Annotated in this window: 16 protein-coding genes; 8 read left to right on the plus strand and 8 right to left on the minus strand. The window is 43.7% G+C overall.

What is annotated here, in order from left to right:
• Positions 1 to 161: 161 nt before the first annotated feature.
• Positions 162 to 836, plus strand: coding sequence for a nitroreductase family protein (locus tag MADE_RS14055; RefSeq protein WP_012519265.1), 675 nt, complete (start codon positions 162 to 164; stop codon positions 834 to 836).
• A gap of 177 nt (positions 837 to 1,013) precedes the next feature.
• Positions 1,014 to 2,183, plus strand: coding sequence for a sugar efflux transporter (locus MADE_RS14060; RefSeq protein ID WP_012519266.1), 1,170 nt, complete (start codon positions 1,014 to 1,016; stop codon positions 2,181 to 2,183).
• 188 nt (positions 2,184 to 2,371) lie between these two features.
• On the opposite strand, the gene MADE_RS14065 is transcribed toward MADE_RS14060, so the two are convergent.
• Entirely contained in the window at positions 2,372 to 3,496 is a 1,125-nt protein-coding gene (locus MADE_RS14065; RefSeq protein ID WP_012519267.1) for a zinc-binding dehydrogenase, read from the minus strand.
• 224 nt (positions 3,497 to 3,720) lie between these two features.
• Between MADE_RS14065 and MADE_RS14070 the strand changes: the two genes are divergently transcribed.
• Complete coding sequence (locus tag MADE_RS14070) at positions 3,721 to 4,266, plus strand: hypothetical protein (protein WP_012519268.1); 546 nt, start codon at positions 3,721 to 3,723, stop codon at positions 4,264 to 4,266.
• A gap of 146 nt (positions 4,267 to 4,412) precedes the next feature.
• Positions 4,413 to 6,452 (plus strand): RecQ family ATP-dependent DNA helicase, encoded by a 2,040-nt coding sequence (locus MADE_RS14075; protein WP_012519269.1) that lies wholly within the window; start codon positions 4,413 to 4,415, stop codon positions 6,450 to 6,452.
• A 170-nt stretch (positions 6,453 to 6,622) separates the two neighbouring features.
• Here the strand turns inward: MADE_RS14075 and MADE_RS14080 are convergent, their stop codons facing one another.
• Entirely contained in the window at positions 6,623 to 7,063 is a 441-nt protein-coding gene (locus MADE_RS14080) for an SRPBCC family protein (protein WP_012519270.1), read from the minus strand.
• A 176-nt stretch (positions 7,064 to 7,239) separates the two neighbouring features.
• Between MADE_RS14080 and MADE_RS14085 the strand changes: the two genes are divergently transcribed.
• Genes MADE_RS14085 through MADE_RS14095 form a run of 3 tightly spaced genes read left to right on the plus strand, consistent with a single transcriptional unit; the run spans position 7,240 to position 11,517 of the window.
• Positions 7,240 to 8,067, plus strand: a complete 828-nt coding sequence (locus tag MADE_RS14085; RefSeq protein WP_012519271.1) for an SAM-dependent methyltransferase — start codon at positions 7,240 to 7,242, stop codon at positions 8,065 to 8,067.
• A 16-nt stretch (positions 8,068 to 8,083) separates the two neighbouring features.
• Positions 8,084 to 8,287: a hypothetical protein gene (locus MADE_RS14090; protein ID WP_012519272.1), complete on the plus strand. Its 204-nt coding sequence runs from the start codon at positions 8,084 to 8,086 to the stop codon at positions 8,285 to 8,287.
• Between the two features lie 17 nt (positions 8,288 to 8,304).
• The gene (locus MADE_RS14095; protein ID WP_012519273.1) at positions 8,305 to 11,517 is read left to right on the plus strand and encodes a tetratricopeptide repeat-containing hybrid sensor histidine kinase/response regulator; all 3,213 of its coding nucleotides are present in this window, start codon (positions 8,305 to 8,307) and stop codon (positions 11,515 to 11,517) included.
• 62 nt (positions 11,518 to 11,579) lie between these two features.
• Here MADE_RS14095 and MADE_RS14100 read toward each other — a convergent pair whose 3' ends face one another.
• The 3 genes from MADE_RS14100 to MADE_RS14110 all read right to left on the minus strand — a co-directional run bounded on the left by MADE_RS14100 (position 11,580) and on the right by MADE_RS14110 (position 16,082).
• Entirely contained in the window at positions 11,580 to 12,032 is a 453-nt protein-coding gene (locus tag MADE_RS14100; protein ID WP_012519274.1) for a DUF3010 family protein, read from the minus strand.
• 120 nt (positions 12,033 to 12,152) lie between these two features.
• Positions 12,153 to 14,807 carry an ATP-binding protein gene (locus MADE_RS14105; protein WP_012519275.1) on the minus strand — a complete coding sequence of 885 codons (2,655 nt, stop codon included), beginning with the start codon at positions 14,805 to 14,807 and terminating at the stop codon, positions 12,153 to 12,155.
• Positions 14,808 to 14,897: 90 nt separating this feature from the next.
• The gene (locus MADE_RS14110; RefSeq protein WP_012519276.1) at positions 14,898 to 16,082 is read right to left on the minus strand and encodes a PQQ-dependent sugar dehydrogenase; all 1,185 of its coding nucleotides are present in this window, start codon (positions 16,080 to 16,082) and stop codon (positions 14,898 to 14,900) included.
• A gap of 596 nt (positions 16,083 to 16,678) precedes the next feature.
• Between MADE_RS14110 and MADE_RS14115 the strand changes: the two genes are divergently transcribed.
• A complete protein-coding gene (locus MADE_RS14115; RefSeq protein ID WP_012519277.1) occupies positions 16,679 to 18,193 on the plus strand; it encodes a serine hydrolase in 1,515 nt (504 codons plus the stop codon).
• 661 nt (positions 18,194 to 18,854) lie between these two features.
• Here MADE_RS14115 and ureG read toward each other — a convergent pair.
• Genes ureG through ureE form a run of 3 tightly spaced genes read right to left on the minus strand, consistent with a single transcriptional unit; the run spans position 18,855 to position 20,681 of the window.
• Positions 18,855 to 19,466 (minus strand): urease accessory protein UreG, encoded by a 612-nt coding sequence (gene ureG / locus MADE_RS14120; RefSeq protein ID WP_012519279.1) that lies wholly within the window; start codon positions 19,464 to 19,466, stop codon positions 18,855 to 18,857.
• A 51-nt stretch (positions 19,467 to 19,517) separates the two neighbouring features.
• Positions 19,518 to 20,216: an urease accessory protein UreF gene (locus MADE_RS14125; RefSeq protein ID WP_020744077.1), complete on the minus strand. Its 699-nt coding sequence runs from the start codon at positions 20,214 to 20,216 to the stop codon at positions 19,518 to 19,520.
• Positions 20,217 to 20,681, minus strand: coding sequence for an urease accessory protein UreE (gene ureE / locus MADE_RS14130; RefSeq protein WP_012519281.1), 465 nt, complete (start codon positions 20,679 to 20,681; stop codon positions 20,217 to 20,219). It abuts the gene before it with no gap.
• Positions 20,682 to 20,691 lie beyond the last annotated feature (10 nt).

Consider the following 20,691-nt stretch of genomic DNA (forward strand, 5'->3'; position numbering starts at 1 on the left):
CTACATCGATAAACTGCACCAAAGCGATCCATTTTGCCTGAATGGGTCGCTTTTTAGTTTACGCGATATAGTTCAAACTCCTTCGTTTTGCGCGCTTTTATTTTGAATACAGCCCTACAAACGATAAAGTGACCTAAAACGGCAGAAAAAAGAGAAAATAGATGCAGCCTCACGACCACTCACCGCTTAACGACTTTATCGAATACTCTGAACAAAGCATGCTTGCTCGAAGCGCTGAGTTTTTAAACGCTATGCAGCGCCGACATAGCATTCGTCTTTTCAGTGACAGACCGGTTGATAAAGCCATTATCGAAAACTGTATTTTAACGGCGGGCACTGCGCCTAGTGGTGCCAACCACCAGCCTTGGCATTTTTCTGCCATCCATTCAGCTCCTGTAAAAAAACAAATACGGGAACAAGCTGAAGCTCATGAACGGGGGTTTTATGATGGGCGCGCTGGGCAGCAGTGGTTAGACGATCTCAAACCTTTGGGCACCGATGCCAGCAAACCTTATCTGGAAACTGCGCCTTGGCTAATTGCTGTTTTCAGCCAGAAATTCGGGGAAACAGAAGCAGGAGATAGAAGTCAAAACTACTATGTCCATGAATCAGTCGGTATTGCAGTGGGCATGCTTATCACCTCGTTGCACAACGCAGGTCTAGCCACCCTGACGCATACGCCAAAGCCAATGAACTTTTTAACCGAAGTGTGCCAGCGCCCTGACAATGAGCGAGCCTATATGCTAATTGTTGCCGGTTACCCCGCTCACGATGCCACCGTTCCTAATCATGCGAAGCAAAAGAAGTCACTCAACGAAATAGCTAGTTTTCTTTGATTTTTATAAACGCTTATAGGCGTAGCTTTTTGTTCGTCCTAGCATCGCAGACTTTAAGGGCATGATTAATACAACACTACAACATTTGTTAAATAAGCAAGGTTAGTTCGCTATCATCATAGACATGAAATACGCAGCACTTATAATGCGCCCTCGTTTTTAGGAGCTCGTATTTTCATGTCATCCCGCCACGCCTTTTCGCCACAGCTACCTTTCTTGTTGCTGAGTTTACTTACTGGCTTAACATCATCGTTCGTCACGCCGCTCATGAGCTACTTTTTAATTGACGAGATTAACGTTGAACCCATTTACATCAGTGTATACATGGTGTCGGTTACGCTTTCAGGGCTGGTGATAAGCCAATATTTGGGACACTTGGCCGACAAAGGTTTTAACGCTAATCGCCTCTACGGACTCACCATGATTTGCGTTGGCATAGCCATGGTAGCGTTTATCTTTAGTAACCAGTTTTGGCACGTATTTCTTGCCGGAGTGTTGTTTATGTCGGTAGGCGCGGGGGCGGTTTCGCAAATGCTAACGGTTTCAGGGCTATGGGCCAAAAACCAAGATATAGATTTAGCAGCGTTTAACTCAAAAGTACGCGCGGCCATATCCTTAGCCTGGGTAGTAGGCCCGCCAATGGCGTTTACATTAGTGGCTAGTTTTGGCTTTGCCGCCTCATTCTATGTGGCTATTGCGTGCGTAGTCACCGCTACGCTTTTCGTGGTTAAGGTGGTACCGCCTCAACAAGCCTGCCAACATTCGCAAAACACCACACTAAAGGGGTCGCTTTCACTGCCTTTTTGGCTTGTAGGGCTGGCAGTGCTTGCTGGAATGGCCGGTAATGTTATGTATTTATCCTCAATGCCATTATACGTAATGCAAGAGCTAGGTTTGCCTGAAAATTTACCCGGCCTTATGATGGGCGTGGTCGCAGCGCTTGAAATTCCTACTATGCTAATTGCCGCTAAGCTCGCACGACGCTTTCCACCTGCTGGTGTTATGGCTGTTGCCTTTCTATTTGGCTGCTGCTTTTATATTGGCGTGTATTTCTCTCAATCAAGCTGGGAATTATTATCGCTTCAAATATTAAATGCACTTTTTTACGGTTTATACGCTGGCATAGGCTTAACGCTTCTGCAGCAACAGGCACCTAATTTAACGGGCTTCACCTCAGCTTTTTATTCGAACGCCACCCGCGTGGGTATGATGCTTGGCACTATTGGCGCAGGCACAGTGGCGCAATTTTATAGCTTTAGAGCTGCCACAATAGGCTCGCTATGTATTGCCATATTTGGTTTGAGTGTATTGTTAGTGTTTATGTTTTTAAAGCGAAGGGCGAGCTGAAGCGTAGCGTAGCCTCGCCTCATTGATTGGGTTACACGCAAAACCCAATCAAAATGCGATACTGCTTAATACAAAAAGGGCCCGGTGGCCTTTAATGTACCTTTAAACCGCAGTTTGTACATCAAAGATCAACGAGCCCTTCTTCTTTAATTCTTTTAATTGAAGTATGAAGCTTCAAAGTTGAGTCGTTAGTCGCCTTTATTGGGCACAATCAGATATTTAGTACCCGTCTTTTTCGCATTGTATAGCGCTACGTTTTCAGGCTGTAGCGCTTCTTCAAGGCTTAACTCTTTGCTGTAGGATGACGCAAAGGTAGTGTTAATCTCCGTAGCCACTTTTTGATAAAGCTCGCCCACGCGTTTCTTATCAAGCTTGCCTAAGAAGCGCATTAACAACCAACCGCCAATACCCCACGTCATGCCGTAAGCGCGGTTTAAAATAGTCGGTGAGAAATCTAAACCACCATAGATATACACTTGTTTATTGCTGTCAGAACCATAGGTGTTGAAGCCTGTTGCATCTTTACTACCCGACGCTTCCATCATGGTAAGGATATCGCTAACTAGCTCACCGCCACCAATGGCGTCGAACGCAAGTGTAGCGCCAGTGCTGTCTATGGCCTGGTAAAGTTCAGCTTTGAAATTATCGCTACTGGAATTAAGCACAATTTTCGCACCAATACCTTTAAGTAGGTCTACCTGCTCTTGACTACGAACGATATTTACTAGTTCTACGCCTTGCTCTAAACAAATTTTATTTAGCATTTGCCCAAGGTTAGACGCAGCTGCAGTGTGAACCAAGGCTTTATGCCCTTCCATACGCATGGTTTCAACCATACCCAATGCTGTTAGCGGGTTAACAAACGAAGACGCCGCCTGCTGAGGTGTAGTGCTATCCATATGAGGTAAACACGCCTGCACGGGCACGCACGCGAACTCTGTATAAGCTGCGCCGGTAAGAATAGACACGGTTTTTCCCATTAAAGCTTGCGCTTCAGGGCTGTCGCCTGCGGCAACCACGGTACCGGCGCCTTCATTCCCAATAGGTAAAGTTTGGTCAAGACGAGACTTAATACGGCTCAACAAAGGCTTGTGTACCGGTGCAACCAATGCATTTTTATCAGCATCGAAAGTGGCTTTATCAAGGCTTGCTGGACCAAACATAGGCCACATATCTGACGGGTTTATTGGAGAGGCTTCCATGCGCACAATCACCTCATGGGCCTTCGGCTCTGGAACATCTACCTCTTTTAGCGATACCTGAAGCTCACCTTCTGATGTAATTAGCGTAAATAGTTGTTTAGATTTATTCATATCTACTCTTGTGCCCTAAAAATTAAACGCTCTACGTACTGTTAAGCTAACACGCCCCCACTATCAGCAGTATTTATATTTCGAATACATATGCGTTTCGATGGTTTATACACCCGATTATTTAGATGAGTTACACTACAAAGCGTGTATCGACTTGTAATAGCGAATAAAAAATGAAAAGACATGGTATCTACCTCTTTCTAGGACTCATCGGAATAAGCAATATGGCGTTTGGTAAAGCTGCACCTTTGGTCTCAATTCCTACCCACGACGCGTTTTTTAATTCTATAAAAGCGTACTGCGGTAAAGCGTTTCAAGGGAAGGTGAGTAAAGATAATGTAGGTAATACCTTCGGTGATGCAGAACTTGTTATGCACATACGAAAGTGCACAGACTCAGAAATTCAGATACCTTTTCACGTGGGTGACGACGCATCCCGCACTTGGATATTAACAAAGACTGGCGCTGGTCTTATGTTAAAACACGACCACAGAAATAAAGACGGCAGTTTTCACTCCTCTACCATGTACGGCGGGCATACTGTAGATGAAGGATATGCCCAAGTTCAGTCATTCCCCGCGGACGCCTACTCGAAAGCATTATTTATAGAATCTGGGATTGCAGCATCCACCGATAACGTGTGGCAAATGATGATTTACCCCAACCGCTTTAGCTATCGATTGATTCGCCCTGCGCGCGAAGTACAAGTTGATTTCGATCTAGATAACACATTCCCAGTTCCCAGTACGCCCTGGGGCTACAAAGATTAATTGAGGCTGAAACTGGACACAGGTATCGTTGCGTTTATTACCACAACACTATATAACAAGTTTTAAATTGCCTAATATATCTTGTCCCAACATACGACTAGATAGAAATAGTTAGACTTAAATCATCACCTACTTGGATAAAAAGAATGTCTTCTGCCCCCAATATTTTACAACAGCTTTTTGGTTTCTCAGCGTTTCGCGAGGGGCAAAAAGAGGCGGTGGATTCTCTACTTAGTGGGCATTCAACGTTAGCGATCTTTCCGACTGGTTCGGGCAAATCTTTGTGTTACCAGTTCGTTGCTACGCAGCTGCCACATTTAACTCTGGTGGTTTCTCCATTACTGGCGCTGATGAAAGATCAGCTAGAATTTTTGCATAGCAAAGGCATTGCGGCGGCTAGCATCGATTCCACCTTAACACCTGAGCAAAACAAGCAGGTGATGAACGACGTGCGTTCAGGGCAGTGTAAAATTTTAATGGTGTCAGTGGAGCGTTTTAAAAACGAACGGTTCCGACAATTCATCGAGTCCGTTCAGGTAAGTATGTTGGTGGTCGATGAAGCGCACTGTATCTCTGAGTGGGGCCATAACTTTCGCCCCGACTACTTAAAACTTCCTGCCTACCAAAAAGAGTTGAATATCCCACTTGTATTACTACTTACAGCAACGGCCACTAAAAAAGTAAAAGAAGATATGGCGGCACGCTTTGCTATTGCGCCAACTAGCATTATTCAAACGGGATTTTATCGCCCCAACCTGAATTTATTTGTTCGCCCCGTACTTGAACCTAACAAAAATCAAGCGCTGATAGACGAAATTCAAAAACAACAAGGTGCTGGGATTGTTTACGTTACATTACAAAATAGCGCAGAGGATGTAGCGCGCTTTTTGCAGCAGCAAGGGTTTGCTGCGAAGGCCTACCATGCAGGCCTTAACAGTGAGGTAAGGCAAGGTATCCAACAAGATTTCATGAGCAACAAGATTCAAGTCGTTGTAGCTACTATTGCCTTTGGCATGGGTATAGATAAATCTGATATCCGCTTTGTTATCCATTACGATCTACCTAAATCTATTGAAAACTACAGCCAAGAAATCGGCAGAGGTGGGCGCGATGGCGAAGCGGCAAATTGCACCGTATTAGCGAACCTCGACGGATTAGTCACCATAGAAAACTTCGTTTACGGCGACACACCCGATAAAAGCGCAATAGAACGGGTTATCGACGACATCAAGCTGCAAGCCCCAGCTGAACAAAATAGAGCCAAGCAAGTTACACCAAAGCAAGATAGAGCACAGCAATATACAACTAATCAAAATGACTCGCTCATCAATGCAGAAAACAAGGTTTACCAATGGGAAACCCAAATAAATAGCTTATCGAGCGCCAGTAATATTCGCCAGCTTCCTCTTAAAACCTTACTTGTTCAGCTTGAACTCGCAAACGTTATTCGCCCGTTATTCGCCTATTTCGCAGAATACAAATTCCGCTTTATTTCAGATAAAGCCACCATACTCGGCTTGTTTTCAGAAGAGCGAGCGCGCTTTTTAGATGCGGTATTCACTCATTCAAACATGAAGAAAGTGTGGGGCGTGGTCGATTTCGACAGTATTTATCAGCACTATGGCGCAGAACGTTCTAGAGTAGTGGCGGCCTTAGAATACTTGCACGAGCACAATCATATAGAGCTTGCATCACGTTTAATTACCGATGTATACCGTGTTAACAACGAATTACTGCAAGACGGCGATTTGGCAAACAAACTAGCGCACTATTTTTCTGAAAACGAACGTAAAGAAGTCGAGCGCATCGCCGCACTTGTCAGCTTTTTCGAACAAGACACTTGCTTAAGCCACAACTTGTCAGCGTATTTTGATGATACTCAAGCACCGAAAGCGTGTGGGCATTGCAGTGTGTGCCAAGGTAAAGTGGCCAAGCTTAACTATTCATCACCAATCCCAATACCGGATAGAGAGCAGATATCTGAAGCTATGACAGCGCTAGAAGCGCATTTAAGCGGTAAGTTTGAAGGCCCAATCACCCCTTCTATTTATTGTCGCTTCCTAACTGGCATGACTATGCCTTTGTTTAGTCGCTTAAAAATAAGACAAGTTAAAGGGTTTGGTAGCTTGGAACACTGCCGGTATGCAGATGTTTTACAAGAAGTGAACGCAGTTTCATGCCAATGACTGGCAGGACTGACTGTTGACTGGTCGATAACGAGCCAGTATTGAATTGAGCTAGCGCCTTTTTGCTAAAAGAGGTCAGATTGCACTAGCTATCTGGCTTACTGTCTGCCGGTTGCATGAACTATGTTTATCGCCCGTTTAGCAAATTGTTTCATAAGCCTAACGCCTGATCACGCCATATTGTCAATTTGCTTTAAGATACTGCCAAAAGCACGGCTTCCTACGCTCTGAATCTGCTTATCAAAGTAAAGGCTTCCCAAAAGAAAAATGGTAATGTGCCCTTGCGAGCGCCAGGTAACGTGTGTTTTCCCATCTTTGTCTTTAAGCGTAATCTCACCTAATTGATGGTTGTATGGTAATGGCTTGGACTTCACGACTTTATAGCCTAGTTTATAAGGCGGCTCGTAAGCAACGATTTCTTCGTGAAGGTTCGAGCCCCCTGAAATAATCTCACGTACCGCCCCCAGTCCATTGGTTTCATGTTTACCTTTAATCAGTAAATTTGACCGCTCAATAGCTTTGAACTGTGCATAGTTAGCATGATCACTCAAAATGGCAAAAACCTTTTCGATAGGTTTGTTTATGGTTCGTTCTACATGAATTGAAAACACGCGCTATTCCTTTTTTATACATTTTTATTAGCGATATTTTTCGATAATAGCCTAAACGCAATCAAACGTTTACTTAATAAAACTTATCCTTCATTAGCCAACCTGTGAATATAGCAATACCCTTAATTCTATTTTATAGTAGGAAAAACAACAGTGTCGAAAACGGTATAGGAAGTATGGGCACCACTAAAAAGGGATCGCTTATTGTGGTCGGCACAGGTATCAGTGTTGCAGGGCAAATGACCGTTGCCGCAAGAAGCCACATTGAGAATGCCGACATCGTCTTCATGGGTATCATGAATAAAATCGGCGAACATGTGGTAACCAAACTTAACTCTAATAGCGTCTCGCTAGACGACCTTTATGAAGAAGGAAAATCTCGCGCCCTCACCTATTCTCAAATGGCCGACCGAATTGTGCAATCAGTGGTAGAAGGTAACAAGGTTTGCGTTGCTTTTTATGGTCACCCAGGCGTATTTGTCACGCCTTCACATGAAGCTATTCGCCGAGTACAAGAGCTAGGTTTAGAGGCGCAAATGTTGCCTGGCGTTTCCGCCGAAGACTGCTTAATTGCCGATTTGGGCATAGACCCTTCTCGCTATGGCTGCCAGTCATACGAGGCCACCCAATTTCTGTTCCGCGACTACCGCATAGACCCGCACATGACGCAAATTATCTGGCAAATAGGGTTAGCAGGAGAAGCAACGTTAAGCGTGCTAGATGCCAATCACAGCCAATCAGGTCTGGCTATGCTGGCAGATATACTGGCCGAGCATTATCCAAGTGATCACGAGCTCATTATTTATGAAGCAGCGACGCTTCCTCTTTGCGAACCAAAGATAGAAAAAGTCATGCTTCGTGAGCTCGAATTCGCAAAACCCACCTTGGTGTCGACGCTCGTTGTTCCATCGAAGGGAATGCCAGCATACCGACAAGACCGCTTAGCGAAGCTAGGGCTAACAGAACAACAAGTTACTAACTATAGAAACCCAACCCTAAATTAAAAAAGGATAATAAGAAATGGCAAAATCTATACAAGATTTTTTGGTTGAATTAGACACCAACAGCAAGCTAATGGAAGCTTACAAAAGCGACCCTGTGGCAACCGCAAAGAAGTACGGATTACCTGCCGATGAAGTAAAGATTATTGCGGATAAAAACTGGGACGAGCTTTCTAAGCGCTTTGACGACACCAGTAAAACCATTCGCGTTATTAGCTACTAACTAATAGCAACAGAAAAATGAAACGTATTGCCTTGTGTATTGTTAGTGTCATTACCTTATCAATGACACTACCTGCTCGCGCTTTCGAAGAGCCGCAAGACAAGGTTTCACCTCCCACACTTCAACTTGACGGACTTAAAGCACGCATTCAGGAAAACGACCCAAACGTTCAAACTACGTTCGCAGAATTAAATGCATTTTTTGCAGCTCACCCTAATGATGATGGGCATGCACGCTTTTTAAACATCAAGTCCTACTTTCATATTCTAAAGCAAGACTATGTTTCGGCCTACGAAGCATTACTTGAAGCGCGTAAATACGCGACGTCAGGAAAAAACTTGCTAGACATTGCAGAGTCGTATCGCCTAGAAGGGTTGATCCTAGATTTGTCTGGCGAGCATGCCAGTGCATTAGAAGCAATGCATCGGGCTTTAGATATCTACAACGAAGCCGGAAGTGACCGCGTTTTATTGGTTTATAGCGCCATGGGTAACGTCTACATGTCGCTTAAAGACTATGAACTTATGCTTACGTTCGGGCATCAGTATTTGTCTGCAGCCCAGCGTTTTAATAGCAAAGAAGGTGAAGGAACCGCATACTTTTTCCAAGGGTACGCGCAGCGGGCACTCGGTAAATACCAAGATGCTAAAGTTAGCCTGCTATTAGCGGAAAGCCTGCTTCGCGAAGCTGATTATCCTTTTATTGGCATTGTACATAGCGCCATGGCCGAGCTTCACATCGCGCAAGGTAATTTGAGTGAAGCCCTTAAAAAACTCAATCAAGCAGCAGAAGCTGACCGCCAGGTAGGATTCCGGTACAACGAAGGGTCGCACCTTCTTCACTTGGTAGACATTTACCAGCAACAAGGCGAAGTAGAACTTGCTATTACCGAACTTGAAGCCGGGCTTAAAAAAGACATTATTAAAAATGATAAAGCTTTGGTTATCGATGTTTTAAACAAACTTATTCCGCTTTACGAGGAAAAAGGCGATATAGCGGCCGCTCTAGAATACTCGAAACAGTATCAACAAGTATTTAAGCAAAGCTTTAACGAGCAGCAGTCAAGACTGATGGCGCTGCACCGCGTGCGTTTAGCCATTTCTGAAAAAGAAGAAACCATCAAGCTTTTAGAGAAAGACAACCAACTAAAAGAAGAGCGCAATCTTATTCAACAAAAAAAGAATACTCAGCAACTCTATTTTATTGGCTTTGTGATCCTTTCATTAGGGCTGGTAGTTGGTCTATTAGTTAGTGCTCGGCAGCAACGAAAAACTCTCGACACCCTCACTCAAGATTTGCGCAAAGCAACCAAAGCAAAGTCTGATTTCTTGGCCCGTATGAGCCATGAAATTCGCACGCCGTTAAACGCAATTATTGGTCTTACTAAGCTATCCCAGCGCGCCGCTGAAGACAAAGAACAACAAACTAATTTGATACAAATTGAGGGCGCGTCGCAGACACTGCTAAGTATAATTAACGACATTCTCGACTTCTCGAAGATTGAAGCGGGAAAACTGGATATCGAATCGACGCAGTTCAATTTAGACGCGCTGGTAAACCAAACCATTAGGCTGCATCTTGCCCGTGCACAAGAAAAACATATTGAGCTTATACAACATATTTCACGAGATGTGCCGCTTAACTTAATCGGCGACCCACTGCGCATTCAGCAGGTGCTTAACAACCTATTAAGCAATGCCCTTAAATTCACCGAAGATGGGCTTATCTCAGTGAGCGTGCGATGCGAGCAAGTCTCAGAAGACATTCAGCTTGAGTTTGAAGTGAAGGATTCGGGCGTTGGACTAAGTAGCGCGCATCAAGCGTTACTGTTCCAACCATTTAATCAAGGCGATGAAACAATTTCTAGGCGTTACGGTGGTACAGGTTTAGGTTTAGCAATTTGCAAACAGTTAACGGCGTTAATGGGCGGTGAGATTTGGGTAGAGAGCCAGTTAGGAAAAGGGTCTATTTTCCACTTTACGGTGAAAGTACAGCAGGACGCATCTCAGCAGATTATATCCCCTTCTACACAGCTTTCTGCGCTGAAGGTACTTATAGCTGACGATATTGAAGCATCGCGAGATGCTATTTCAGAAGCCCTTTCTATGGCTAACATTCAAGCTGACATTGCCACTGGAGGCAAAGACGCGGTTGTTAAAATGCGCTCAGCATTAGCGACATCTACGCCCTATGACGTGCTTATTTTAGATTGGAGTATGCCTGATATTGATGGTCTTGAAGTAACGGCCATTATGAATCAAGAGTTTTCAATTAAGCAGCCAAAAGTAATTATGCTTTATGCGTTTGAATCGCCACGCATGCGAGAGCAAGCTAACCAACTAGGCATTCGCAACTTTATTAAGAAACCATTTAGCACCAGTGAGTTAGTAGATAAACTGCAAGAGCTATGTCTTAACGTAAAAACTAAAGCCTTGCCTAAAGACAAACCAACAGTGCCTAACTTAAAAGGCACTCGCATTCTTTTTGCAGAAGACAATGCACTTAACCAAAAAGTAACCCTTGGACTGTTAAGCGACACCCATGCCACTATTGAAGTGGCCAATAATGGTTTGGAAGCAATAAGCATACTGCGTAAAGACAGCGCATTCGACGTGGTGTTGATGGACATTCAAATGCCGGTAATGGATGGGTTAACTGCAGCCAAACACATCAGAGAAGAGCTGAAGTTAACTTTACCTATCATCGCCACAACCGCGCATGCCATGCAACAAGACATTGATAAAAGCCTAGCGGCTGGCATGGATGGTCATATTAACAAACCTGTCGACCCTAATCGCTTTTTTGATGTACTTGTTGAGGTATTGGATAAAAGGCAGTCTTCGGCTACCTCAGAAGTAACTAACGACAAGCTTATAGCGACTGGTTCACTTACGTTAATAGACAAATCAAAAGCCCTAGAAACCTTACTTGGTGATGAAACGCTTTATAACGACTTGCTTAACGATTTTGTGGCTTTAGAAGGTGAGCTTAGTGCGCTCAAACAAGCTATTGATAGCCATGGCTACCCTTCCATCGCAAAGATAGCGCATATATTCACAACGGCGCTTCGATATATCGGCGCATTTCCGCTTGCAGAATTAGCAAGCACGATAGAGATAACCATAAAGCGCAACGAGCACGAAGCAGACGAAGAATTCAATGACAAGTTGGAAATGCTACACAACGCCTTGGTTGATTTGAGTGCAAAGGTTGAGGGAGTGAAGGGTTAAGCAGCGAAGCCTACAGGTTGGTATAAGCTTCACTGTTCACGAATGTGTCAAACGGCTACCTGTTACCCTTCACTAGCCTCTTGCGACGCATACTCATTTTTCATAAGCCATGCGTAAGCCGTGGTAAAGGCTGTTTCTTGGAACTGCTTTAACCCAGTTTCAGAGAACGGCACAGCTAATGGGTTTCTGCGTAGCGATTCTTTGATGTCTGTAGGGCTAAATACAATAACCTCTAACCCATCAATCAATTCGATAGCTGCTTCTAGTTTGAAGCCGATTGCACTTCCTGCAAATTTACCTTTGCTTTGACGCTGACGAATGATCACAGCATCAATTTTATAATCTTCGACAAGCTTAGCGAAGGTGCTTTGAAAGCTTTTTAGCCCCTTGGCACTGGTATCGGCCAGTGTTAATCGGCGCGTACGGCAGTCGGGCAAATGAAACAAACCGTCAGCTAGCGACACCAAACTAATAATTGCTTCGTTACCTTTTAAATCTATACCACAGACTTTCATATTTATTCCTAATTACGTTTGCCTGCTATTATAACCCGTTTCGCGACTGTTATTCACTTGCGAGCGCTTTTCTTTACTTACCATCCATCATGCGTTACCGCACCAGCGGGCCCTGCAAGACTAACTTAGCACTGACCTGATAGTTTCTTTAGACAGCGGCTTTACAAAGTGTTTGTCGAACCCAGCAGATTTAGAATCCTCGATATATTTGCCTGACCCCCACCCGCTTTGAGAGTAAAACTTAACGCTGTCTGCTTCTGGTAGGGCTTTAAGCATTTTAACTAGCTCATAACCATCAATATCTGGCATGCCGATATCAAGGAATACACAGTTTGGCTTAAAGGCTTTAAATTTCTCTACCGCTTCTGTCGGAGAGGTAATTCCCAAAGCAGTAACCCCCATCGACTCAGCTAACAAGCAATAAGCATCGATAAGATCGGCGTTGTCATCCACAAACATCACTTTACTTTTATTTGGTACAACAGATTCCATTTCTTTGTTGTCAGACTGCTCAAAAGCTGTTTTGGAGATAGGTAGCCTAACTTCAAAAGTACTTCCTTGACCGACGCCCTCGCTCATTACAGATACTTCGCCATGATGTAATGCCACCAGCTTACTCACCAATGTTAGCCCAATACCAAGCCCGCCTTTGGTATGTGTAGAATGCGCTTCAATTTGGGTGAACATGTTGAACACATCTTTTAGCCTATCTTCAGGGATGCCCATGCCGTTATCTTTAACAGAAACAACAATCATTACTCCGTCTTTTCTGATATCTACAACAATCTTCCCCGACTCTTTTGTATACTTAGTCGCGTTATGAATAATGTTAGAGAAAATCTGGCTTAAGCGCGCTTTATCTCCGTAAACGGTCACATCTTCATCAAGACAATTTACGGTTATATCGTGCTTCTTGGCTTTCACTTGCTGCTCAACAATTTCAAGCGAGTCAGAAAGGACGTCTTGAATGCTCAATCTTTCAAATTCAAGCTTAACCTTGCCGCGGGTAATACGAGATACATCCATTAAGTCGTTGATGAGTTTAGACATGTATTCCGCTTGTCGATTAATAATTGCCGTTACTCTTTTACGCGTTTTATCATCATCGACCGTTTCTAAAATGCTTGCCCCCGACATGATTGGGCCCAATGGGTTTCGTAATTCATGAGCCAAGGTAGCAAGGAATTCATTTCTGTAATTATCTTGTTTTTCGAGTTCTTGGATGCTTATATGCATACGCTCTTGCACATCAAGAGCATATACCAAAAACATTCTATTTAGCCGATTGGCGGTATCAACATCTGCTTTATCAAAAGGTGTTGAACGCCCCTCAATTTTTCGAGTATGGATAGTAAAAGACGAACGAGGTTTAAGGCGCTCAGATTTTGGTGCTTCTTCTGACTTTTCATCTTCAGCGCCAATCCACTTTTGAATGCGATGGGTTTCTTTTCTAAACCAAGCGGTAAAGTACTGCTTTTTTTCAAACAGTGGAATGATCATAATACCCGCAATACCATGCTCTCGTGCTTCCGGGTAATCATCATAAAGTGAATCGTTTGTGTAAGGAAAACCGCCTTCACTACTGGCCTTAGAAAAGATGTCTTTAATAAGGTCTATCGGTAAGGTAGAGCCAAGCGTAATGGTTTCGTACTGTGAATAGTAAACAAACCCTGAACTATTGAGCGCATCTAAAAAAGCCCGTTCGCCGCTTTTAACCACGCGACTAATAGGGTTAGCTGGGCCAATTTTGTCTAGCATGGCATCAACAGCTTCATCGGTGACAAACTTCTTCTGTTTCGCAATTTCTTCTTCTTTAGCCAACAAATGCCAGCTAAACAATTGGCTTAAATTCTCGCACTGTAGCCTTACATCTTGAGGAATATAGCAGGCCTCACGATGATGACAGGAAATGAGCCCGTATAACTTACCATCGGTGACTAACGAAATGGAAAATGAAGCCCGCAAACCTTGGTTTCTAATATATTGCAGGTGAATAGGCGAGAACGTGCGCAGAAGCGAACGAGTCAAATCTAACCGCTTTCGTCCCGACTCCTCCACAGAAGGCACTAACCTAGCTGGGGGCAACTCAGTATCAGGAGTTAGCCTTACCCAGTTTGTTTTGTACAACTCCCTGGCCTGCTTTGGTATATCTGAGGCGGGGAAATACAAATCTTTGTAAGACTCCATATCTTCAGCTTTGGCTTCTGCTATAACCTTCCCCGAGTAGTCTTCATTAAATTTATAAAGTACGACTCTATCCATATTGGTGAGATACCTAATGGTTGACACCATCTCTTGCGCCATCTCACCGAGAGATGTCATTTCTTTGAAGCGTGGCGCAATAGACATTGAATAAAGCTTAATGAATTGCTCTGCGCTGTAGGCATCTCTAAATTCTGTAGCAGGCTCAAGCTCGACCACATAATGATGACCTGAATCGTAAACAACCGCTAAATAATCTTTGGCTTCGCCTTCCTTTAAAAGTGCTTTATTTAGAATCAACTTAATAGGTAGGCGTATTTTGCTTTTTGATACTCTATCGAAGGTTTCTTCAAGAAAAGCGCGCTCGTTAGTATCAGAGGAAAGAATATCCAAGAAGTTTTTTCCAACGATCCCCTCTGCAAATATCGTTTCGCAGTTTTCACTGACAATTGAGATATTCAGGTCGTCGTAGCTAAACGCAATTAGAAAACCGTAACTTTGTACACTTTCGGGAATGTGTATCGGCTCGTCTTCACAACGTTCAAAGTTAAAGTTTTGAGGAGATTGATTCATAGAGTTCCTAAAGTTTGTATCCGTCCGTTATACGCGCGCATGAATCGAAAACTATCACATCAATATGCCAAATAATAATGCGCTTACGTTTTACTGGCTTAATTTAATTAAACGCCCGCCTTCCTTATCTTCAAGCACATAGATATTGCCCATGCTATCTTGCTCGACTTCACGCACTCGCTTGCCCCACTCATAACGCTCAGCTTCTTCAACCTTCCAATTACCTTCATCATCTTTATTGAAGGCAACACGAATCAGCGCTTTTGAAGACAAACCACCGATAAAGCCGTTACCTTTCCAGCTGTTAAACTTATCGCCTTTATAGATGATAAAACCGGCAGGGCTAATAGCAGGTACCCACGCTAATTCAGGTGATTTAAAAATAGGGATATCTTCGTGATTTGGGATTTTTACGCCTGAATAATGGTCTCCCTGCGACACGGAGGGATAACCGTAGTTGCGACCTTTTTCGATAAGGTTAAGTTCGTCGCCATGGCGCGGCCCCATTTCGTGAACCCATAAATTACCTTGCTCATCAAAGTCGATGCCTAAAGGGTTGCGGTGACCTAATGTCCAAATTTGTTCGGTTACGCTGCCTTGACCATAAAACGGATTATCTTCTGGCACACTTCCATCTTCGTTCAAGCGCACAACTTTACCCAAATTCATTGCCATGTTTTGGGCTGGCGTAAATTTCTGGCGTTCGCCAGAGGTAATAAACAAATAGCCGTCAGGCGAAAACGCCATGCGGTGTGAATAGTGACCGTTCCCGGTCACCTTTGGCGACTGGCGCCATATAAGCGTTCTATCAGATAATGTCGCGCCACTATCGGTAACACTAAGCGTAGCGCGCTCTATGGCTGCACCGCTAAATGCATCGTCTTTCTCATCCCGTTCAATGTACGAAATATAAATGGTGTTGTTCGACGCAAAGTCTGGGTGAATAATAACGTCACCTAAACCGCCCTGCCCGCGTGCAGTAACACTTGGCACATTGCTTACAGCAAAACGCTTTTGCTGATTTTTATCAAGCAACCAAAGTGTACCGGCTTTTTCCGTTACCAAACTGTGCCCATCAGGCAAAAAAGCCATCGCCCACGGATTGTCGAAGGTCGACTGCACACTCCCCATCACAGACGAACCATTACTGCCTGTCATTTTAATTTGTTCAGTTGAGTTTGACTGGGCAAAGGTGAAAAATGAGGTAGCAAAAAGCGTAACCAATAATGCGGCTTTTCGGCTCATGCTGGTTTTGTGCGTATTTAATGTTTGCATCTACGTTCTAACCTTTTAGAGAATTTGCGTACTACTGGTTACACGTTGAGGCTTTAATGTCACGTCAACGGGCGGCGCAAAGGGTTTCAGTTAGCATTGGTTACGTAGATTTAATAAGTAAGGTTTATATTGGCGCCTTGGTTTTGCTATTCCTTTTTTTGAATAGTGTGTACTTCCCTAAACTTTCTTTAATGACGTCATACTTTACTTAAGCCCCGCCTATGTTATATTCGAATTAGTTTTAGCAACGAAGATAAGGAGGTGATCATATGTCTAGAGTTAAGGTATTTGAACAGGCAGCTATGAGTGAGGGTCGTTCTAGCTAACCCCTTTTACGTAATTGCTCTAGAAGGCTGTTTGATTCAGCCCGGCTCGGAAAGCCGCATCACGTTGCTGAATGCGGCTTTTTTCTTTTTAACTGGCCATTTATCTGGCTATTTTTTGACAGGCAAGAGCGACTATGACAGCGTAGGATAAACAAACAAGACTTTGACTCTGCCATTGCGATTTTTAAGAAAAATATAGCTCGCTTCCCTAACAAATCTGATGCCTACGACAGCCTAGCAGACGGCTATGAAGCTAACGGCGAATTAGGCATGGCGCTTGAAATGAGAGAAAAAGCGCTAGCAATGAGCTATAAAGAAAATGTTGAAAATGGTGCTTTTAAAACGCGGTTGGCTAACTTGCGAAAGAAGATTGCGGAAGGTGAAGAATCAAAAGAAGCTAACCTTTTAAAAACTGGACTAACTGAACGCATTCGAATTGAAGGGCAAGAGGTTGATTACCAATCTTTAGAGCAAAGACAAGCGCATTATGACGTACCTGGTGTGTCTGTCGCGTTTATGAGAAATGGGCAACTAGCTTGGACCATGCAAAGCGGCGTTAAAGATTTGACCACTGAATTGGCTGTTGATGAAAACACGGTGTTCCAAGCAGGCAGTATTTCTAAACCCGCATTTGCCGCAGTATTGATGAAATATCGCCAAGATAACTCGCTAGATTTAGACGCAGATGTTAATACCTTACTCACCAGCTGGCAGTTGCCTGAACATGAATGGACTGGGCAAGATGTTGTTTCATTGCGCAGATTATTAAGCCACACGGCGGGTACCACAGTACATGGCTTTCCTGGTTACGCGGCGGGCGAACCCGTGCCTACTTTGCAGCAGGTGCTAGAAGGTGCATTTCCCGCCAACACCGATGCCGTTGTTGTTGATATTCAACCAGGTACGCAAATGCGTTATTCAGGTGGCGGCACAACGCTTGCTCAACTTACCTTGCAAGACGAAGCTAACGAGCCCCTGCCGACTATGTCGCAACGGCTTTTGTTTAAACCATTAGGCATGACGCGTTCTGGCTTCGACCAGCCCATATCGAAAAAACTATCTAACAATATGGCTACCCCGTACGACGGTGACGGTGCGCCAATTAAAGGTGGTGCGCATACTTACGCTACGCTTGCAGCTGCTGGCATGTGGAGTACCCCTTCAGACATGCTGAAAATGGCAAGCGGCGTTCGTAGCGCGTATTTAGGGCAGAAAACCGACTGGATTTCGCAAGCCAGCGCGCAGGAGATGTTAACCAACAATACGCCAAGCATTGAGCCGCCTAATGTTGGTATCGGCTTTTTTATCAACATGAGTGACAACGGTGAAATTCTAGGCTTTGGTCACGGTGGCGCAGATGCTGGGTTTATGTCGCAGCTATACCTTGAACTAGATACCGGCAACGGCTACGCCATTATGACGAACGGCAATAACGGCAGGCAGTTGATAAGCGAGCTAGAAATACGCCTAAAAGAAGCGCTAAGCGTAGGTTACTCGGAAGCTGAGGTTAGGAAGTTAGTACCCATAAGCCCAAAGGAACTGAGTAAATACATTGGAACCTACGTGGTAACTAACCCTGTGAGTGTTGATGTGGTGCTAGAAAAAACAGCCAATGGATTTGTGCTTAATGCCTTACCTTATGTTGAAAATGAAGAGTATTTTCATGAAGGTGAAGGGCTATTTTTTGCCAAGAATGGCAGTAGTGTTCGGTTTGAGATGGATGAAAAGAACGGGCTGGTTGAGGCACTTGTGATGGATGGGAATATTCGGGGTGTTAGGGACTAGTAAGCGGTAAAGCTAAGTGTTCTCAGAATGTGAGTTTTTTACCGCACTGGTATAAATAGAGTAATTCTACTTGGTCGGAATGCGGCGAATATTCCCGATCAATTTTTGAAACCCTTCATTTAATAGTCAAGCCCTTTCAATGAAGTAGAGTTTAAACTCGACCGTAAGTGTAAAACTATTTAACCCGCTTCTCACTCTAATATCATCGAATTCGATGGCATTAGAATAAGCGCTAAAGCCTTAAAATAACAATTCATTAAAAAATTATAAATGATGAGACACTAAAACCTATAAATAAGGATTGTTAACTGTTCAGTATCACGAGCAATAGTTGGCATGCAGGTTTGTGTCAGAACGAGTAAGTTATCATTATGATTATTCAAACAACCTACGACTATTTCAATATTATTCGTAGGTTGTTAACTCTCTAAAATTCAAGCTTTACCTACTTATTCATTCGCTTTGCTCTTACCCATCGAAAAATTGTAAACGCTACAGCTGCGCATAACGCCCAAAATAGTATGTGGTAAAAATTATGATGGGCGCCTTCCCCTAAAAACGTATCAGTATGCGCATTCGCAGTATTCGCAAAAAAGAAAAAAGCGCTAAGTAATATGCAATGTAATCTCATGATTTAATTCCTCAATATTAATGTTAAGTCTTACAAGCTCAGCATGCCTTCCTTTTCGATAAACGAAATTATGTCTGCAAGGCCCTGCTGAGTTTTCATGTTGCTAAATATAAACGGTTTGTCTCCACGCATTTTTTTGGTGTCTGCATCCATTACCTCTAGCGATGCACCGACTAGGTTGGCTACGTCTATCTTATTAATGATTAATAAATCCGATTTTGTAATACCCGGCCCACCTTTTCGTGGAATTTTATCGCCTGCAGAAACATCAATAACATAAATGGTTAGGTCAGAAAGTTCAGGGCTGAAAGTAGCACTAAGGTTATCTCCACCGCTTTCTACTAATACAAAATCGAGATCATTATGACGTGCCTGTAACTCATCTATAGCCGCTAGATTCATTGAGGCATCTTCGCGAATAGCCGTGTGTGGACAGCCACCCGTCTCAACCCCTATTATTCGATCCGCGGCCAATGCGTCATTTTTCGTTAAAAATTCGGCATCTTCTCTGGTGTAAATATCATTCGTAACAACCGCCATGTTGTACTTGTCTCGTAACGAAAGACAAAGCTGACGAAGAAGGGCTGTTTTACCTGAACCAACTGGTCCTCCCACACCTATACGCAAAACTTGTTTTTTCATAATTTGTGTATCTCTTCTGGTTTATCTTTTTAATTTAATTTCGTTTCGGGCTTACGACCTGAACAACCGTGAATATTGACTTTCATGCCACGCGCTTGCCATCGCTAAGTGGGGTAGGCTATTACCTATATCGTTGTCACTCACATGATTTGCTCGAGTAATTAGCGCTTCGCAATTATTGCTTAACCTAAACAAAAGGTTCTGCGCTTGAGTCTGCCCCAGCGGCACTAGCTTAGTCGCAGCGGCGACTTGGTTATCTATATAAGTCCAGCAGTAGCCACTTTGGGCAGATAAAAGGTCTAAATTGAAAGTGAAAGCGCACAACGAATATGCGCTTACGAAACTACAATCTAATCCGTCAAGAAGGTCAGAATAGGGAGTGATATTGAAATCATCTAGTTGATTCATTAGGCGTATTAACGCCTTCCCCATAGCTAAATCAGACAGCAATAACTCATGACTCTCTCTACACGCGACAATATGCTCATTCCAATAGATAAATGCCTTCGTATCACCGGCGTTAAGCGCCTGATACAGACGATTGATTATAGGAAGATCGGTCTGAGCGATAGACTCTGCCAAATTCACTTCTATCCAGCTTTCAGTACTCGCGCTGTCGGTAAGCCAACCATTTTCAGTGGCGAACTCTAAGCCTTGTGAAAATGAAAAACCGCCCACCGGTAGATTAGCGCTGCATAACTGTAATAGTCGCTGAAGTTGTAATGGACTAGTTTGAGGAGCCAGCTTCATTTAATCCTCATGAGAGTGGCTATGACCATGATTGTGGCCTGATTTTCCATAAGCTCCACTCTCAGGCTCAAACACAGCAGGTGTTTTATTGATACTTAACCCGTAGTTTTCAGCAAGCTCTTCTAAAACATGATCGGGCTTAAAGCGTACCCACCGCTCACCAATTTGTAATGATGTATGGCGATTGCCCAAGTGATAACAAATTTTCGAGAAGCTCAGCCAATCATCTGCAATGGCGGTAGCCACATCTTCGGCTTTGCCTTTTACAACAATAAATTTACCGCATTCAGTTTTCAGTATTTCTCCAACAAGAAGTGGGTGTCCTCGTTCTAAAAATACGCCAATATCTATGCCCGTGTCTGTGGTACTTTTAATCCGCGCTTTCTTTCGGGTGTCATGGTCAAGGGTAATAGAATCATCAATATTCCCATGAATATGCGATAGACGTGTGTAAGCTAGTAACATTTATTTATTC

Source organism: Alteromonas mediterranea DE (assembly GCF_000020585.3).
Lineage (GTDB): Bacteria > Pseudomonadota > Gammaproteobacteria > Enterobacterales > Alteromonadaceae > Alteromonas > Alteromonas mediterranea.

Excerpts from the sequence above, each read along its gene's own strand:
- MADE_RS14055 (WP_012519265.1), top strand. The coding sequence starts at position 162 with ATGCAGCCTCACGACCACTCACCGCTTAACGACTTTATCGAATACTCT.
- MADE_RS14060 (WP_012519266.1), top strand. The coding sequence starts at position 1,014 with ATGTCATCCCGCCACGCCTTTTCGCCACAGCTACCTTTCTTGTTGCTG.
- MADE_RS14065 (WP_012519267.1), bottom strand. The coding sequence starts at position 3,496 with ATGAATAAATCTAAACAACTATTTACGCTAATTACATCAGAAGGTGAG.
- MADE_RS14070 (WP_012519268.1), top strand. The coding sequence starts at position 3,721 with ATGGCGTTTGGTAAAGCTGCACCTTTGGTCTCAATTCCTACCCACGAC.
- MADE_RS14075 (WP_012519269.1), top strand. The coding sequence starts at position 4,413 with ATGTCTTCTGCCCCCAATATTTTACAACAGCTTTTTGGTTTCTCAGCG.
- MADE_RS14085 (WP_012519271.1), top strand. The coding sequence starts at position 7,240 with ATGGGCACCACTAAAAAGGGATCGCTTATTGTGGTCGGCACAGGTATC.
- MADE_RS14090 (WP_012519272.1), top strand. The coding sequence starts at position 8,084 with ATGGCAAAATCTATACAAGATTTTTTGGTTGAATTAGACACCAACAGC.
- MADE_RS14095 (WP_012519273.1), top strand. The coding sequence starts at position 8,305 with ATGAAACGTATTGCCTTGTGTATTGTTAGTGTCATTACCTTATCAATG.
- MADE_RS14100 (WP_012519274.1), bottom strand. The coding sequence starts at position 12,032 with ATGAAAGTCTGTGGTATAGATTTAAAAGGTAACGAAGCAATTATTAGT.
- MADE_RS14105 (WP_012519275.1), bottom strand. The coding sequence starts at position 14,807 with ATGAATCAATCTCCTCAAAACTTTAACTTTGAACGTTGTGAAGACGAG.
- MADE_RS14110 (WP_012519276.1), bottom strand. The coding sequence starts at position 16,082 with ATGCAAACATTAAATACGCACAAAACCAGCATGAGCCGAAAAGCCGCA.
- MADE_RS14115 (WP_012519277.1), top strand. The coding sequence starts at position 16,679 with ATGGCGCTTGAAATGAGAGAAAAAGCGCTAGCAATGAGCTATAAAGAA.
- ureG (WP_012519279.1), bottom strand. The coding sequence starts at position 19,466 with ATGAAAAAACAAGTTTTGCGTATAGGTGTGGGAGGACCAGTTGGTTCA.
- MADE_RS14125 (WP_020744077.1), bottom strand. The coding sequence starts at position 20,216 with ATGAAGCTGGCTCCTCAAACTAGTCCATTACAACTTCAGCGACTATTA.
- ureE (WP_012519281.1), bottom strand. The coding sequence starts at position 20,681 with ATGTTACTAGCTTACACACGTCTATCGCATATTCATGGGAATATTGAT.